This is a genomic window from Streptomyces hygroscopicus (assembly GCF_026168105.1).
Lineage (GTDB): Bacteria > Actinomycetota > Actinomycetes > Streptomycetales > Streptomycetaceae > Streptomyces > Streptomyces hygroscopicus_D.
Genome location: NZ_LBMW01000002.1, coordinates 188442 through 203080, shown reverse-complemented (window position 1 = coordinate 203080; position 14639 = coordinate 188442). Strand labels below are relative to the sequence as shown.

General features: G+C 70.1%; 13 protein-coding genes. 6 read left to right on the top strand and 7 right to left on the bottom strand.

The features are described from left to right. Positions 1–6: 6 nt before the first annotated feature. The 4 genes from AAW14_RS03275 to AAW14_RS03260 form a co-directional block, all read right to left on the bottom strand. Positions 7–486: a DUF948 domain-containing protein gene (locus tag AAW14_RS03275; protein WP_265559620.1), complete on the bottom strand. Its 480-nt coding sequence runs from the start codon at positions 484–486 to the stop codon at positions 7–9. A 200-nt stretch (positions 487–686) separates the two neighbouring features. Beyond that, on the bottom strand, positions 687–1301 hold the full coding sequence (gene rpsD / locus AAW14_RS03270) for a 30S ribosomal protein S4 (protein ID WP_141309379.1): 615 nt from the start codon (positions 1299–1301) through the stop codon (positions 687–689). 346 nt (positions 1302–1647) lie between these two features. Beyond that, positions 1648–3003 carry a replication-associated recombination protein A gene (locus tag AAW14_RS03265; RefSeq protein WP_265559617.1) on the bottom strand — a complete coding sequence of 452 codons (1356 nt, stop codon included), beginning with the start codon at positions 3001–3003 and terminating at the stop codon, positions 1648–1650. Between the two features lie 89 nt (positions 3004–3092). Then, positions 3093–3749, bottom strand: a complete 657-nt coding sequence (locus AAW14_RS03260) for a vitamin K epoxide reductase family protein (protein WP_265559615.1) — start codon at positions 3747–3749, stop codon at positions 3093–3095. A 141-nt stretch (positions 3750–3890) separates the two neighbouring features. On the opposite strand from AAW14_RS03260, the gene AAW14_RS03255 reads away from it, so the two are divergent. The 4 genes from AAW14_RS03255 to AAW14_RS03240 are packed head-to-tail and all read left to right on the top strand — an operon-like array spanning position 3891 to position 7448. Beyond that, positions 3891–4757 (top strand): ABC transporter ATP-binding protein, encoded by an 867-nt coding sequence (locus tag AAW14_RS03255; protein WP_265559614.1) that lies wholly within the window; start codon positions 3891–3893, stop codon positions 4755–4757. Continuing rightward, the gene (locus AAW14_RS03250) at positions 4754–5599 is read left to right on the top strand and encodes an ABC transporter permease (protein WP_265559612.1); all 846 of its coding nucleotides are present in this window, start codon (positions 4754–4756) and stop codon (positions 5597–5599) included. Before AAW14_RS03255 ends, AAW14_RS03250 begins: the two co-directional genes overlap by 4 nt. Further along, positions 5596–6825 (top strand): sensor histidine kinase, encoded by a 1230-nt coding sequence (locus tag AAW14_RS03245; protein WP_265559610.1) that lies wholly within the window; start codon positions 5596–5598, stop codon positions 6823–6825. Before AAW14_RS03250 ends, AAW14_RS03245 begins: the two co-directional genes overlap by 4 nt. Continuing rightward, the gene (locus AAW14_RS03240) at positions 6822–7448 is read left to right on the top strand and encodes a response regulator (protein WP_265559609.1); all 627 of its coding nucleotides are present in this window, start codon (positions 6822–6824) and stop codon (positions 7446–7448) included. The genes AAW14_RS03245 and AAW14_RS03240 overlap by 4 nt, the downstream gene beginning before the upstream one ends. Positions 7449–7558: 110 nt before the next feature. Here AAW14_RS03240 and hisS read toward each other — a convergent pair whose 3' ends face one another. After that, positions 7559–8821 carry a histidine--tRNA ligase gene (gene hisS / locus AAW14_RS03235; protein ID WP_265559607.1) on the bottom strand — a complete coding sequence of 421 codons (1263 nt, stop codon included), beginning with the start codon at positions 8819–8821 and terminating at the stop codon, positions 7559–7561. An 11-nt stretch (positions 8822–8832) separates the two neighbouring features. Then, positions 8833–9546 (bottom strand): MBL fold metallo-hydrolase, encoded by a 714-nt coding sequence (locus AAW14_RS03230; RefSeq protein ID WP_265559605.1) that lies wholly within the window; start codon positions 9544–9546, stop codon positions 8833–8835. A 165-nt stretch (positions 9547–9711) separates the two neighbouring features. Here AAW14_RS03230 and AAW14_RS03225 point away from each other — a divergent pair, with 165 nt between their 5' ends. Then, entirely contained in the window at positions 9712–10533 is an 822-nt protein-coding gene (locus AAW14_RS03225; RefSeq protein WP_265559603.1) for a peptidylprolyl isomerase, read from the top strand. Positions 10534–10668: 135 nt separating this feature from the next. Then, positions 10669–11898, top strand: coding sequence for a DUF349 domain-containing protein (locus AAW14_RS03220; protein WP_265559601.1), 1230 nt, complete (start codon positions 10669–10671; stop codon positions 11896–11898). An 80-nt stretch (positions 11899–11978) separates the two neighbouring features. Here AAW14_RS03220 and AAW14_RS03215 read toward each other — a convergent pair whose 3' ends face one another. Next, positions 11979–14507: a RelA/SpoT family protein gene (locus AAW14_RS03215; RefSeq protein ID WP_265559599.1), complete on the bottom strand. Its 2529-nt coding sequence runs from the start codon at positions 14505–14507 to the stop codon at positions 11979–11981. Positions 14508–14639: the final 132 nt, after the last annotated feature.

The following is a 14639-nucleotide window of genomic DNA, read 5'->3' as shown; positions in this document are numbered from 1 at the left end:
GCTCGGTCAGTTCCCCTTATCCCGGTTGTTTCCCCGGCTGTTCCCCCGGTCGTTCCGCTTCTCCCGTCGCGGGGACGGGACGGTGCGGCCCACGATCACGGTACGCCGGGGCGCCTTGGCGGGCACGTTCTCACGACGGCCGGCGATCGCCCGGCGCACGCCGTAGCCGAAGGCGGCGACCTTGACCAGGGGGCCGCCGAAGGTGGACGCGACGGTCGTCGACAGAGCCGACGCGTTCGACGTGACCTCCTGTACGTCCGAGGCGATCGCGTCGACCCGGTCGATCTGGCTCTGTGCGGAGCGCACCGCGGTGGAGGCCTCGGCCAGCAGCGGTACGGCCTGGTCGGTCACGTCCGCCACCAGCTTGGTGGTCGCCTTGAGCGTCTGGGCCAGCCTCGCCAGGGCGACGGCGAGGAAGGAGACCAGGATCGCCCAGAAGACGGCCACGAGGATCCCGGCCACTTCTCCACCGGACACCGCGCGCACCCGCTCCCTAGAACGTGCCTGAACATCGAAAAGTCGTGCCCCGAGCCTATCGCGCCGGGGCGGCCGGTCCGTACCGGATTAGGGGCCGCCCCTCGGGGAGTTGCGCCGGGCCAACGCGGCAGCCCGCCGTCCCGCCCGGCCCGGTGGGGCGGGGGGACGACGGGCTGCTGTGCTGGGAGTGCTGCGTCCGCGGAAAGCGATCAGCGGGCGTAGTACTCGACGACGAGCTGCTCGTCGCAGATCACCGGGATCTCCTTGCGGTTCGGCTCGCGGTCCAGGCGGAACGCCAGGGCCTTGAGGTTCACCTGGAGGTAGCGCGGGGTCTCGCCGTCGGGGGCGAAGCCACCCTCGCGGGCGACCTGGAAGAGCGTCTTGTCACGGCTGCGCTCGCGGACCATCACGACGTCGTCGGGACGGACGCGGAACGACGGCTTGTCGACCTTCTGGCCGTTGACCTCGATGTGGCCGTGGACGACCATCTGGCGGGCCTGGTAGATCGTGCGGGCGATGCCCGAACGCAGGACCAGCGCGTCGAGACGGCGCTCGAGCTCGATGATCAGCGCTTCACCGGTCTTGCCCTGGACCTTGGAGGCACGCTCGTAGGCGCGCACCAGCTGGCGCTCGGACACGTCGTACTGCGCGCGCAGACGCTGCTTCTCCAGCAGACGGACCTTGTAGTCCGAGTTCTGCTTGCGGCCGCGGCCGTGCTCGCCCGGCGGGTAGGGGCGGGCCTCGAAGTACTTGACGGCCTTCGGGGTCAGCGCGATGCCGAGGGCACGGGACTTCTTGACCTTGGGGCGGGACTGGTTCGCCATGAACCAAACACCTCGTGTTTCTGTGTGTAATCGGCTTCACCAGGGTTAGGGAGGTCGCATCCGCAGCCGGGGAAACCCTGCGGGTCCGCGTGGGACCTGCCGGGCAGCCGCTCCCCTGGTCTGGGCACATACGTGCAGCACGCGAGTGGCCCACCGACCTGTCCCCGGGGCTTCCGGGGAGGTGGTGGGCTGCCCGCGACACCGTTCGACGGTGCGCGACGCTCCTGGATCCCCATGCCGTACGGCGGTGGGGTTCCGGCTGGATGTCCCGCTCTGGTGGCGCCGGCTCCCCTTTTGTGAGGTGCCGGACACGGGACGCAGCGCTTCGGGTAAGTCTACAGGCTGACTACGGCTGCTTCCGACCCAGGTGCTTGCGGGTCCACTCCACGGCGTCCGCGTACCGCGCCTCGGCGCCGTGGCGGGTCGGGGTGTAGTACTCCCGGTCCTTGAGCGCGTCCGGGGCGTACTGCTGGGCGGCTATGCCTTCGGGCAGGTCGTGCGGATACACATACCCCTGTGCGTGGCCGAGCTTGGCCGCGCCCTTGTAGTGCCCGTCGCGCAGATGCGGGGGCACGGGCCCGGCCAGTCCCTTGCGGACGTCCTCCATGGCCGCGCCGATCGCCGTGGTCGCCGCATTGGACTTGGGGGCGAGGGCGAGGGCGATGGTGGCGTGGCTGAGGGTGAGCGCGGCCTCCGGGAAGCCGATCATCGCGACGGCCTGGGCGGCGGCGACGGCTGTCGGCAGCGCGTTCGGGTCGGCGAGGCCGATGTCCTCGCTCGCGGAGATCATCAGACGCCGGGCGATGAAGCGGGGGTCCTCCCCGGCCTCGATCATTCGGGCCAGGTAGTGCAGCGCGGCGTCGACGTCCGAGCCACGGATCGACTTGATCAGGGCGCTCGCCACGTCGTAGTGCTGGTCGCCGTCGCGGTCGTACTTCACCGCGGCCCGGTCGACGGTCTCCTCCAGGGTCGTCAGACCGATCTCCGGCTCGTCCTTGTCGAGGGCGGCCCCGGCCGCGGCCTCCAGGGCGGTCAGGGCGCGGCGGGCGTCGCCGCCGGCGATCCGCAGCAGATGGGCCTCGGTGTCCTCGGGGAGCGTGACGGCGCCCGCCAGGCCGCGCTCGTCGGCCAGGGCCCGGCGCAGCAGTCCGCGCACATCGTCGTCCGTGAGCGGCTCGAGGGTGAGCAGCAGGGAGCGGGACAGCAGTGGGGAGATCACCGAGAAGTACGGGTTCTCCGTGGTCGCCGCGATCAGGGTCACCCAGCGGTTCTCGACGGCCGGGAGCAGGGAGTCCTGCTGGGCCTTGCTGAAGCGGTGGATCTCGTCCAGGAACAGGACGGTCTCCTTGCCGAAGCCGCCGGTGGCGCGGCGGGCGCCCTCGATGACCGCGCGGACCTCCTTCACGCCCGCGGTGATCGCCGACAGCTCCACGAAGCGCTTGTTGGTGGCCTTCGAGACGACATAGGCCAGGGTCGTCTTGCCGGTGCCGGGCGGGCCCCAGAGGATCACCGAGGAGGGACCGGCGGGCCCTCCGCTGCCCTCGCCGACCAGTCTGCGCAGCGGGGACCCCGGCTTGAGCAGATGCTGCTGGCCCACCACCTCGTCGAGGGTGCGCGGGCGCATGCGTACCGCCAGGGGGCTGCCGGTCGGGTCCTTCTCCTGGCGTTCTTCTGCGGCGGCGGTGAACAGGTCGGGCTCCACGCTGAAACCCTACCGGGGGTCTCGGGGTGTACCCCGCAAAGCGCAGTACCCCACTGGCGACGCCGCCCGGCCCGGCGACCGGCCCCGGCTCAGGCCCAGAGCTGGCTTCCCCACCGGGTCAGGATCAGCATGGCGATGATGCCGACATGGGTGACGGGGAGGACCCACGTGAACTCGCCGAGGAAGTTCTTCAGCGGGCGCGGGGCGGGCAGGAAGTCGTTGCGCACGTTGAACGAGGTCACGTACCAGAACATGGTGATCGTGGCGACCCACGCCAGCGAGCACCACAGGCACAGCGCGTTGATCCGGTACAGCGACTCGAACTGCAACCAGGTCACGAAGGCGACGCCGAACAGCGTGCCGAAGTTGAAGGTCAGCCAGTACCAGCGCGGGAAGCGGGCGCGCGCGAGCAGGCTCATGCCGACGCAGATGACGATGCCGTAGCAGACGAGGCCGAGCATCGGGTTGGGGAAACCGAAGACGGCGGCCTGCTTGCTCTCCATGACGCTGCCGCAGGACACGATCGGGTTGATGCTGCAGCCGGGGGTGAACGTCTTGCCGCTCACCTTGCCCTCGAGAATCTTGAACTTGTCGATCGTGATGACCCACGCGGCCAGCAGACCGGCGGCACCGGTGATCACCAGCAGCACGGCGAACGCGCGGCTGCCGCCGGCCGTCCGGGGCGCGTCCGTGCGTTCCGGCTCGGTGTATCCGGTGGAGACGTCCCTAACTGTCGTCTTGGTCATCACGCCGATTCCGATGCTCGGGGTTGGATCTGCGGGCTGAGGTCATTGTGCCGCACACGTGCCTGTGTCCACCGTTCGATGGACATAAGGAAGTACGCACGGTCGTCGCGGAACGTTCGGTTCAGGCCGAGGCTCGTGGCCATGACCACATACGCGAACGGACTCGCGGTGGACGTACGAGGGCTGCGCAAGCAGTACGGGGACGTCACCGCGGTCGACGGAATCGATCTGGAGATCCGGCGGGGCGAGGTGTTCGGCCTGCTCGGACCCAATGGAGCGGGCAAGAGCACCACCGTGGAGATCCTCCAGGGAAACCGCGACCGGGACGGGGGAGAGGTGTCCGTGCTCGGGGCGGACCCGGCGCGCGCCGCACGCGCGTGGCGCTCGAAAATCGGGATCGTCTGGCAGGACGAATCCGCGCCCGCGGAGTTGACGGTCCGCGAGACCGTGCGGCATTTCGCCCGCTACTACCCCCGGCCGCGCGACCCGGAGAAGGTCATCGGGCTGGTGGGACTCGAGGCGAAGGCGGACAGCCGGATCAAGGGGTTGTCGGGTGGCCAGCGCCGCCGTCTCGACGTGGCGCTCGGCGTGATCGGCGACCCCGAGCTGCTGCTCCTGGACGAACCGACGACGGGATTCGACCCGGCGGCCCGGCGCCAGTTCTGGGAGCTGATCCGCACGCTCGCCGACGAGGGCACGACCATCCTGCTCACCACCCACTACCTGGAGGAGGCCGAGGAACTGGCGGACCGGCTGGCAGTGGTGGCCAAGGGCCGGGTGGTGGCCGAGGGCACCGCGTCGGCACTGCGGAACCGATTCGGCAGCGAGGCCATCGTCGAGTGGACGGAGGCGGACGGCAGGAACCGCCGTGAGCGCACCGGGACGCCGACCCGCACGGTCACCGAGCTCACGCGCCGCTTCGACGGAGAGATCCCGGGGCTGCGGATCAGCCGCCCCACCTTGGAGGACGTGTATCTGCGGCTGACCGGGCAGGAGGACGCGCGATGACCACGACAGCCGTACGGACCCGGACGGAGGCCTCCGCCGGGCGGCTGCCCGGGGCCTGGGTCCTCGGACTGCACCGGGGCGCCCTGGAGATCAAGCAGTTCTTCCGGCAGCGCGAACAGGTGGTGTTCACCTTCGCCTTCCCGGTCGTCTTCCTGTTCCTGTTCGCGTCGATCTTCCACGACGCCGTGCGCGGCACCGGCGTCACCGCCTCGCAGCTGTACGTCCCCGCGATGATGGCCTCGGGCATCATGTCGACGAGTTTCCAGTCCCTGGGGATCTCGATCGCGGTGGAACGCGACGAGAGGGTCCTGCGCAGGCTGCGCGGCACCCCCATGCCCCCGACGGCGTACTTCCTGGGGAAGATCTGGCTCGTCCTGTTCACCGGTGTCCTGGAGACGGCGATCCTGCTGCTCGTCGGGACCACCGTGTACGGCGTCGATCTGCCGTCGGACGCCGGGAAGTGGTTCGACTTCGGCTGGATCTTCGTGCTCGGGCTGACCGCGTGCGCGCTGCTCGGCATCGCGATCAGCTCCGTACCGAAGTCCGCCAAGAGCGCCAGTTCGGTGGTCGTCCTGCCCTTCCTGGTGGTGCAGTTCGTCTCCGGGGTGTACATCTCCGTCAACGCCATCCCCCACTGGATGCTCGACATCGGCGCCCTGTTCCCGTTGAAATGGCTGTGCCAGGGGTTGCGGGGCGTGTTCCTGCCCGACTCGGCGAAGGTCCTGGAGCAGGCGGGAAGCTGGGAGTTCGGGCGGATCGCGCTGGTGCTCGCGGCCTGGTGCATCGCAGGATTGGCGCTGTGTCTGCTGACGTTCCGCTGGAAGGACCGGCGCGAGGGATGACGGAGCCCGGCACGGCGCGAGGGGCGACCGATCCCGGCACGGCGCGCGCCGCGCATGCCTGGGACCGTTCGATCCGGCTGTGGGACACGTACTTCGCGGTCGCCTGGGCGGCCACCCTGGCGTTCGTGCTCGACGCCGCCCACTCGGGGTGGACCGCCCGTGCCGTGGCGGCCGGGCTGCTCGTTCCGCTGGTGCCCTGGTACGTGGTGGTGGGTCGCGCGCTGCTCCAGGGGGATCCGCCGAAGGAGCGGCGGGCGCTGTGCTACCTCGGCGGGGCGATGGCGTTGTTCCTGCCCTCGGCGGTCCTGGTCGGCGAGACACGGCTGATGTCGTTCGCGCTCATCCCGCAGTGCTTCATGGCGCTGCGGATGCCCCGGGCGCTCGTCGCCGTGACGCTCATCAACCTGCTCCCCGTGGCGGGCTGGGCGCTGCTGTGGCGCCCGGCCGCCGGGGATCTCGTCTCCAACGCCCTCTTCGCCCTGGTGACCCTCGTCTTCTCGGTGGTCATCGGAAGCTGGATCATCCGGATCATCGAACAGAGCGGGGAACGGGCCGAGCTGATCGCGGAGCTCGACGCCAGCCGGCACGAGATCTCCCGTCTCTCCGCCGCGCACGGTGCGCTCACCGAACGCGAACGGCTCTCCCGCGAGATCCATGACACGCTCGCACAGGGCTTCACCAGCCTGCTGATGCTGGTCCAGGCGGTGGAGGCCGAACTCGAGCACGACGTGCCCCAGGCCCGGCGCCATCTGGCCCTGATGGCGGAGACTGCCCGGCAGAACCTCGCCGAGGCGCGCGCCCTGGTGGCCGGGGGTGCGCCCGCCGACCTGGACGGGTCGTCGCTGCCGGACGCCCTGCGGCGACTAGCGGCACGGCACGACGCGCTGGTGGAGGTCACGGGGCCGGTGCGCGCGCTGCCCGCGGGGCCGGAGGTCGTGGCGCTGCGCTCGTGCCAGGAGGCGCTGGCCAACGCACGTAAGCACGCCGGGAGTTCGGTGTCCCTCACGATCACACTGGCGTACGCCGACGACGCGTTGACGGTCTCCGTGCGGGACGACGGCTGCGGCTTCGACCCGACCGCGCCGGCCGCCGGCTACGGTCTGAACGGGCTGCGGGCGCGCGCCGCCGAGGTGGGCGGTGCGGCGGTGGTCCGCAGCGCGCCCGGCGAGGGCACCACCGTCACCGTCCGGCTGCCCGCCCTGTCCGCTCTCGGGAGTGCCTTGTGATCCGTATCGTCCTCGCCGACGACCACCCCGTCGTACGGGAGGGGCTGCGCGCGATGCTGAACGCGGAGCCCGACCTGGAGGTCGTCGCCGACGCCGCCGCCGGGCCACAGGCCGAGGCCCTGGCGGCCCGGCTCCGGCCGGACATCGTGCTGATGGATCTGCGGATGCCGGGCGGCGGAGGTGTCGACTCCATTGCCCGGATGACTCAGGCTGGGCTGCCGTGCCGGGTGATCGTCCTGACGACGTACGAAACGGACCGGGACATCCTGCGGGCCGTGGAGGCCGGGGCGGCGGGCTATCTGCTCAAGGACCTGCCGCGGGCCGAGCTGGCGGACGCGGTACGGGCGGCGGCCCGGGGGGAGACGGTGCTGGCGCCCTCGGTGGCGGCCCGCCTGGTCGACCGGCTCCGCACCAAGCCGGAGCGCCCACGCCTGTCGGACCGGGAGACGGCGGTTCTGCGGCTGGTGGCCGAGGGCTGCACCAATGCCGAGATCGGGCGGCGGCTGTTCATCGGGGAGTCGACGGTGAAGACCCATCTGCTGCGGATCTTCGGAAAGCTCGGGGTGGACGACAGAACGGCGGCGGTGATCAGCGCGATGCGGCACGGGCTGCTCGACCGATGAACACCACAGCTCGGTGACCGGCGCCCTGCGGCACGATCGGCCGATCCACGGGGAAGGGCCCCGGGCAACGTGTGCCCGGGGCCCTTCTCATGTGGTGGTGTCGTACCGGTTCAGCCGAGCCGGGACTCCAGCTCCGCCACGATCTCGTTCACCCCGATCGCCGTCTGCTCGCCGGACTCCATGTCCTTGAGCTGGACGACGCCCTCGGCGAGGTCGCGTTCGCCCGCGACGATCGCGTAGCGGGCGCCGCTGCGGTTCGCGCTCTTCATCGCACCCTTGAGTCCCTTGCCGCCGTACGAGAAGTCCGCCGCAATGCCCACCTTGCGCAGCTCCGTGACCTTGGCGAAGAGGACGCGCCGCGCCTCCTCGCCCAGCGGGACCGCGAACACACTGGTGGACGCGGGCAGTTGGAGTTCGACGCCCTCCGCCTCCAGGGCCAGCACGGTGCGGTCGACGCCCAAAGCCCAGCCCACGGACGGCAGCGCGGGGCCGCCGATCATCTCGGACAGACCGTCGTAGCGGCCGCCGCCGCCCACCGCGGACTGGGAGCCCAGACCGTCGTGGACGAACTCGAAGGTCGTACGCGTGTAGTAGTCCAGCCCGCGCACCAGCTTCGGGTCGTCCTCGAACCCCACGCCTGCCGCCGTGATCAGCTCACGGACCTCCTCGTGGTACGCCTTGCACGCATCGCACAGGTAGTCGCGCAGCAGCGGGGCGCCCGTCAGCTGCTTCTGGACCGACTCGCGCTTGTCGTCCAGCACCCGCAGCGGGTTGATGTCGACGCGGCGGCGGGTGTCCTCGTCCAGGTCCAGACCGCGCAGGAAGTCCTGCAGGGCGGCCCGGTAGACCGGACGGCACTCCTTGTCGCCCAGGCTGTTCAGCAGGATGCGGAAGTTCCTGAGGCCCAGCGAGCGGTACGCCTGGTCCGCCAGGATGATCAACTCGGCGTCGAGCGCCGGGTCCTCGGCGCCGATCGCCTCCGCGCCGACCTGCGAGAAGTGGCGGTATCGGCCCGCCTGCGGCTTCTCGTACCGGTAGTACGAGCCGGAGTACCAGAGCTTGACCGGGAGGTTGCCCACCTTGTGCAGGTTGGCCTCCAGCGCCGCACGCAGTACGGAGGCGGTGCCCTCCGGGCGCAGGGCCAGCCTGTCGCCGCCCTTGGTCTCGAAGGCGTACATCTCCTTCGTCACGATGTCGGTGGACTCGCCCACGCCACGCGAGAACAGCTCGACGTTCTCGAACCCGGGCGTCTCGATGTAGCCGTAACCGGAGTTGCGCAGCGGAGCGGCGATCGCCTCGCGGACCGCCAGGAACGTCGCAGAGCGCGGCGGGATCAGGTCGTACGTGCCCTTGGGGGCCTTGAAGGTGCTCACGAAAGGTCTCGTCACATTCCTCGTCGGGGAGCGTCGTCGAGGTGCGCTCCCGGGCCGGCCGCCACCTGGCGCAGATAGGGGTTGGTGGCGCGCTCCTGGCCGATGGTCGTCTGGGGGCCGTGGCCGGACAGCACCACGGTCGAGTCGTCGAGCGGCAGGCACACACGGGCCAGCGAGTCGAGGATCTCGGCCATGTCGCCGCCGGGCAGGTCGGTGCGTCCGATGGAGCCGGCGAACAGCAGGTCGCCCGAGAAGAGGATCGGCGGGATGTCCGCCGCCTCGGGCATGCCGAAGGTCACCGACCCCTTGGTATGGCCGGGCGCGTGCGCGACGGACAGCTCCAGACCGGCAAGCTCCAGCCGCGTACCGTCGGCGAGTTCCTTGACGTCGTCCGGCTCGCCCACCGTGAGCTCGCCCATCAGCGGCATTCCGATGGATCGCCCGAGCGCCTTCTCCGGGTCGCTCATCATGTACCGGTCCTCGGGGTGGATCCAGGCCGGCACGTCGTGGGCTCCGCACACCGGCACGACCGAGGCGACATGGTCGATGTGGCCATGGGTGAGGACGACTGCGACGGGCTTGAGCCGATGCTTCCGGAGCGCCTCCTCGACTCCCTGGGCGGCCTGGTGGCCCGGGTCGATGATCACACACTCCTCACCCGCGGCGGGGGCGACCAGATAACAGTTGGTCCCCCAGGCCCCGGCGGGGAACCCGGCAATCAGCACGATCGTCCTTTGTTGTGGCGTACGGGTCACTGGCTGTGGGTCAGAGCCTACCGGCGCTGCCGATTCCTCAGCGAACCCATATACGGTACGGGGCACGCGCATGCGGTCGGCACACCAGACGCACGCGTACCGGTCGGCGTACGAGACGCATGAGGAGAAAACCCCGTGGTCACCCAGGAACAGCGGCGGCGACAGCTCGCCCGGGAGAAGTTCTTGCGGCAACAGCAGCGGCGCACGGAGGCGCGGCGCAAGGCCCGCGTGCGCAATTCCGTGATCGCGTCGGTGCTCGGCGTGGTTCTGGTGGGCAGCGTCGTGTCGTTCGCGACCGGAGTCTTCAAGAACGACGGCAAGAAGGCCAACGCGGGCGCCGAGGTGTCCCCCAGTGCCTCCGCCCCCAGCAAGGCTCCGGACCCGTGCGGTAAGCCCGCCGCGGGCAAGGTCAAGCCGCTGAGCTGGAAGCAGGAGCCGGCGATGACCATCGACACGTCCGCGAAGTACACGATGAAGCTCGCGACGACGTGCGGCGACATCGGCATCGCGCTGAAGACGGCCGCCGCCCCGCACACCGTGAACTCGTTCAACTTCCTCGCGGGTCAGGGCTTCTTCGATCACACCAAGTGCCACCGGCTCACCACCAACGGCATCTACGTGCTGCAGTGCGGCGACCCCAAGGGCACCGGCACCGGCGGACCCGGATACACCATCCCGGACGAGAACCTCAAGGACACGAGCCTCAAGGGGAACGTGTACCCGGCGGGCACGATCGCGATGGCGAACACCGGGCAGAAGCACACCGGCGGCAGCCAGTTCTTCCTGGTGTACCAGGACAGCCAGTTGCCGCCCACCTACACACCGTTCGGTACCGTCGACGCGGCGGGCCTGAAGGTCCTGAAGAAAATCGCCGCCGCCGGCGAGAGCACGGGAGCGGGCGACGGAGCACCCAACGCAACCGTCGTGATCAACAAGGCGACTGTGACGAAATCCTGACCGTCAACTGCGAAATTTCGGTCGCGCGGGATGCGGACAGCCGCCCCGCCGTTCGCCTATGTTGGCCGTGACGAAACTGTGGACGATGCTCGGGGGCGCTGAGGCTCCCCATAGGCATCATGTGGAGGAGGCGCTGTGAGCAGCGACCCGTGGGGCCGCGTCGACGAGACGGGGACCGTGTACGTGCGTACGGCCGACGGCGAGCAGGTCGTCGGTTCCTGGCAGGCCGGCTCCCCTGAGGAAGCGCTGGCCTACTTCGAGCGCAAGTACGAGGGCTTGGTTGTCGAGATCGGCCTCCTCGAGCGGCGTGTGCAGACCACCGACCTGTCGGCGAAGGACGCCCAGACCGCCATCGACCACCTGCGCGAGCAGGTGGAGGCCCACCATGCGGTCGGTGACCTGGACGCGCTGCGGGAGCGCCTGGACAAGCTCGTGAAGACCGTCGAGTCGCGCCGTGAGGAGCGCAAGGCGCAGCGGGCCAAGCAGTCCGACGAGGCCCGTCACGCCAAGGAGGCGCTGGTCGTCGAGGCGGAGGAGCTGGCGCAGTCCGACCAGTGGCGCGCGGCCGGCGAGCGGCTGCGGGCGCTGGTGGACACCTGGAAGGGGCTGCCCCGGCTCGACCGGAAGTCGGACGACGAGCTGTGGCACCGCTTCTCGCACGCCCGGTCGGCGTTCTCCAAGCGCCGCAAGGCGCACTTCGCGCAGCTCGACGCACAGCGCGAGGATGCCCGCAAGACCAAGGAGCGGCTGGTCGCCGAGGCCGAGGCCCTGTCGGACTCGACCGACTGGGGTCCGACGGCCGCGCGCTACCGCGATCTGATGTCCGAGTGGAAGGCGGCGGGCCGCGCGCAGCGCGAGCACGAGGACGATCTGTGGAACCGCTTCCGCGGCGCCCAGGACGTCTTCTTCGCCGCCCGCAGCTCGGTCTTCGCGGAGCGGGACGCCGAGCAGGCCGAGAACCTCAAGCTGAAGGAGGAGCTGGCCGAGGAGGCGGAGAAGCTGCTGCCGATCACGGACCTGAAGGCCGCCCGTGCCGCCTTCCGCTCGATCAACGAGCGCTGGGAGGCCATCGGTCATGTGCCGCGCGATTCGCGTCCGCGGATCGAGGGCCGGATGCACGCGGTCGACCGCGCCATTCAGGAGGCCGAGGAGACCGAGTGGCGCCGGACGAACCCGGAGGCGCGGGCTCGCGCCGAGGGCCTCACCGGCCAGCTCCAGGCGGCCGTGGACAAGCTGCAGGGCCAGATCGAGCAGGCTCGGGCCCAGGGCAACAACGCCAAGGCCGACAAGCTGGAGAGGGAACTGGAGGGCCGCCAGGCGCTCCTGGACCAGGCGCTGAAGGGCCTGCAGGAGTTCGGCGGCTGAGGCTCCCGTCCCCTGCCTGCGAGAGGGGCTCCCGTACGGTGCGTACGGGAGCCCCTCTCGTCTGCCGTGCCGACGGCCGGCTACGACGGCCTGCGGGCCGATGTCACGCGGTACACGTCGTACACGCCCTCCACGCCCCGTACCGCCTTCAGGACGTGGCCCAGGTGCTTCGGGTCACCCATCTCGAAGGTGAAACGGGAGGTGGCCACGCGGTCGCGGGAGGTCTGAACCGCCGCCGAGAGGATGTTGACGTGCTGGTCGGACAGGACCCGGGTGACATCCGAGAGCAGTCGCGAGCGGTCCAGCGCCTCCACCTGGATCGCGACCAGGAAGACGGACGACTGGGTGGGGGCCCACTCCACGTCGAGGATGCGCTCGGGCTCGCGCGACAGTGACTCCACGTTCACGCAGTCGCTGCGATGAACCGATACGCCGCTACCGCGCGTGACGAAGCCGATGATGGGGTCGCCGGGGACGGGCGTACAGCAGCGGGCCAGTTTGACCCAGACGTCATCGACGCCCTTGACGACGACGCCGGGGTCCTCCCTGCGGCGCCGCTTACGGCCGCGGCTCCGCGACGGCGGAACGGCCTCGTCGATCTCCTCGGTGGCCGCTTCCTCGCCGCCGAGGGCCTGCACCAGCTTCTGCACGACGTTCTGCGCGGCCACATGGCCCTCGCCGATCGCCGCGTACAGCGAAGAGATGTCGGGGTAGCGCATCTCGTGGGCGAGAGTCACCAGCGAGTCGCCGGTGAGGATGCGCTGGATCGGCAGGTTCTGCTTGCGCATCGCCCGCGCGATCGCGTCCTTGCCCTGCTCGATCGCCTCGTCGCGCCGCTCCTTGGAGAACCAGGCGCGGATCTTGTTGCGGGCGCGCGGCGACTTCACGAAGCCGAGCCAGTCGCGGGACGGGCCCGCGCCGGGTGCCTTGGAGGTGAAGACCTCCACCAAGTCGCCGTTGTCCAGGGTGGATTCCAGCGGGACCAGCCGTCCGTTGACCCTGGCCCCTATGGTGCGGTGGCCGACCTCCGTGTGGACCGCGTAGGCGAAGTCCACCGGAGTGGCGCCGGCCGGCAGCGCTATGACGTCGCCCTTGGGGGTGAAAACGAAGACCTCGTTGCGGGACAGGTCGAAGCGAAGGGACTCCAGGAACTCGCTCGGGTCCTCGGTCTCCTTCTGCCAGTCCAGCAACTGGCGCAGCCACGCCATGTCGTTGACGGCGTCGTGGTCCTTGGCGTTCTTGGCGCTCGACCGAGGCGCGTCCGTACGGATCTTGGAGGCGCCCGCGACGGCCTCCTGCTTGTACTTCCAGTGCGCGGCGATGCCGTATTCGGCACGACGGTGCATGTCGAACGTGCGGATCTGGAGTTCGACGGGCTTGCCGTTGGGACCGATCACCGTCGTGTGCAGCGACTGGTACATGTTGAACTTGGGCATCGCGATGTAGTCCTTGAACCGCCCCGGAACCGGGTTCCAGCGGGCGTGGACCGTGCCCAGTGCCGCGTAGCAGTCGCGGACCGTGTCGACGAGGACGCGGATGCCGACCAGATCGTAGATCTCCGCGAAGTCCCGGCCGCGGACGATCATCTTCTGGTAGACGCTGTAGTAGTGCTTGGGGCGGCCGGTGACGGTCGCCTTGATGCGGGCGGCGCGCAGGTCGGCCTGGACCTCGTCGGTCACTATGGCGAGGTACTCGTCGCGTTTGGGGGCGCGCTCGGCGACCAGGCGGACGATCTCGTCGTACATCTTGGGGTAGAGGATCGCGAAGGCGAGGTCCTCCAGCTCCCATTTGATGGTGTTCATGCCCAGCCGGTGGGCGAGTGGCGCGTAGATCTCCAGCGTCTCGCGCGCCTTCTTCTCCTGCTTCTCGCGCTTGAGGTAGCGCATCGTGCGCATGTTGTGCAGGCGGTCGGCGAGCTTGATGACCAGGACGCGCGGGTCCTTGGCCATGGCGACGACCATCTTGCGGACGGTCTCGGCCTGCGCGGCCTCGCCGAACTTGACCTTGTCCAGCTTGGTGACGCCGTCGACGAGGAGCGCGACGGTGTCGCCGAAGTCGCGGCGCAGCTGGTCCAGGCCGTACTCGGTGTCCTCGACGGTGTCGTGCAGGAGGCCCGCCATGAGGGTGGCCGGGTCCATGCCGAGCTCGGCGAGGATGGTGGTCACGGCGAGCGGGTGCGTGATGTACGGGTCGCCGCTCTTGCGCTTCTGGCCGCGGTGCCAGCGCTCGGCGACCTGGTAGGCACGCTCGATCTGGCGGAGGGTCGCGTTCTCGATCTTCGGGTCGTTGCTGCGCACTATCCGAAGCAGCGGCTCGAGGACCGGGTTGTACGGGTTGGCGCGCTGTACACCGAGACGGGCGAGGCGGGCGCGGACGCGGTTGGAGGAGCCGGAGCGCGCGGGCGGGGCCGGAGCCGGGCGGACCGCCGGGGTGCGCTCGGGCGGGACCGGCTTGGGACGTGGCTGCTCGGCTGCCTGCTCGACGGGCGCGGACTGGGCGTGCTCGACCGGCCCGTGCGAGGCGTCCTTCGCGGCGCGCGCGGGCTGGGCCGCGGCCTTCGACGTCGGGTCGGGCTTGGCCGCGGTCAGGTGCTGGGCCTCGTCTGCCAAGAGGGCTCCTCGTGCGCGATCCGGGTCCCCCGGTCAGGCTCCGGAGACCCCATGGTAGCGATCCCGGGCTCCGGGCTCGCCCGGAGGCCGCCGAGATCGCCTTCACAGGAGAAACGCACGAGGCGGGCGCCG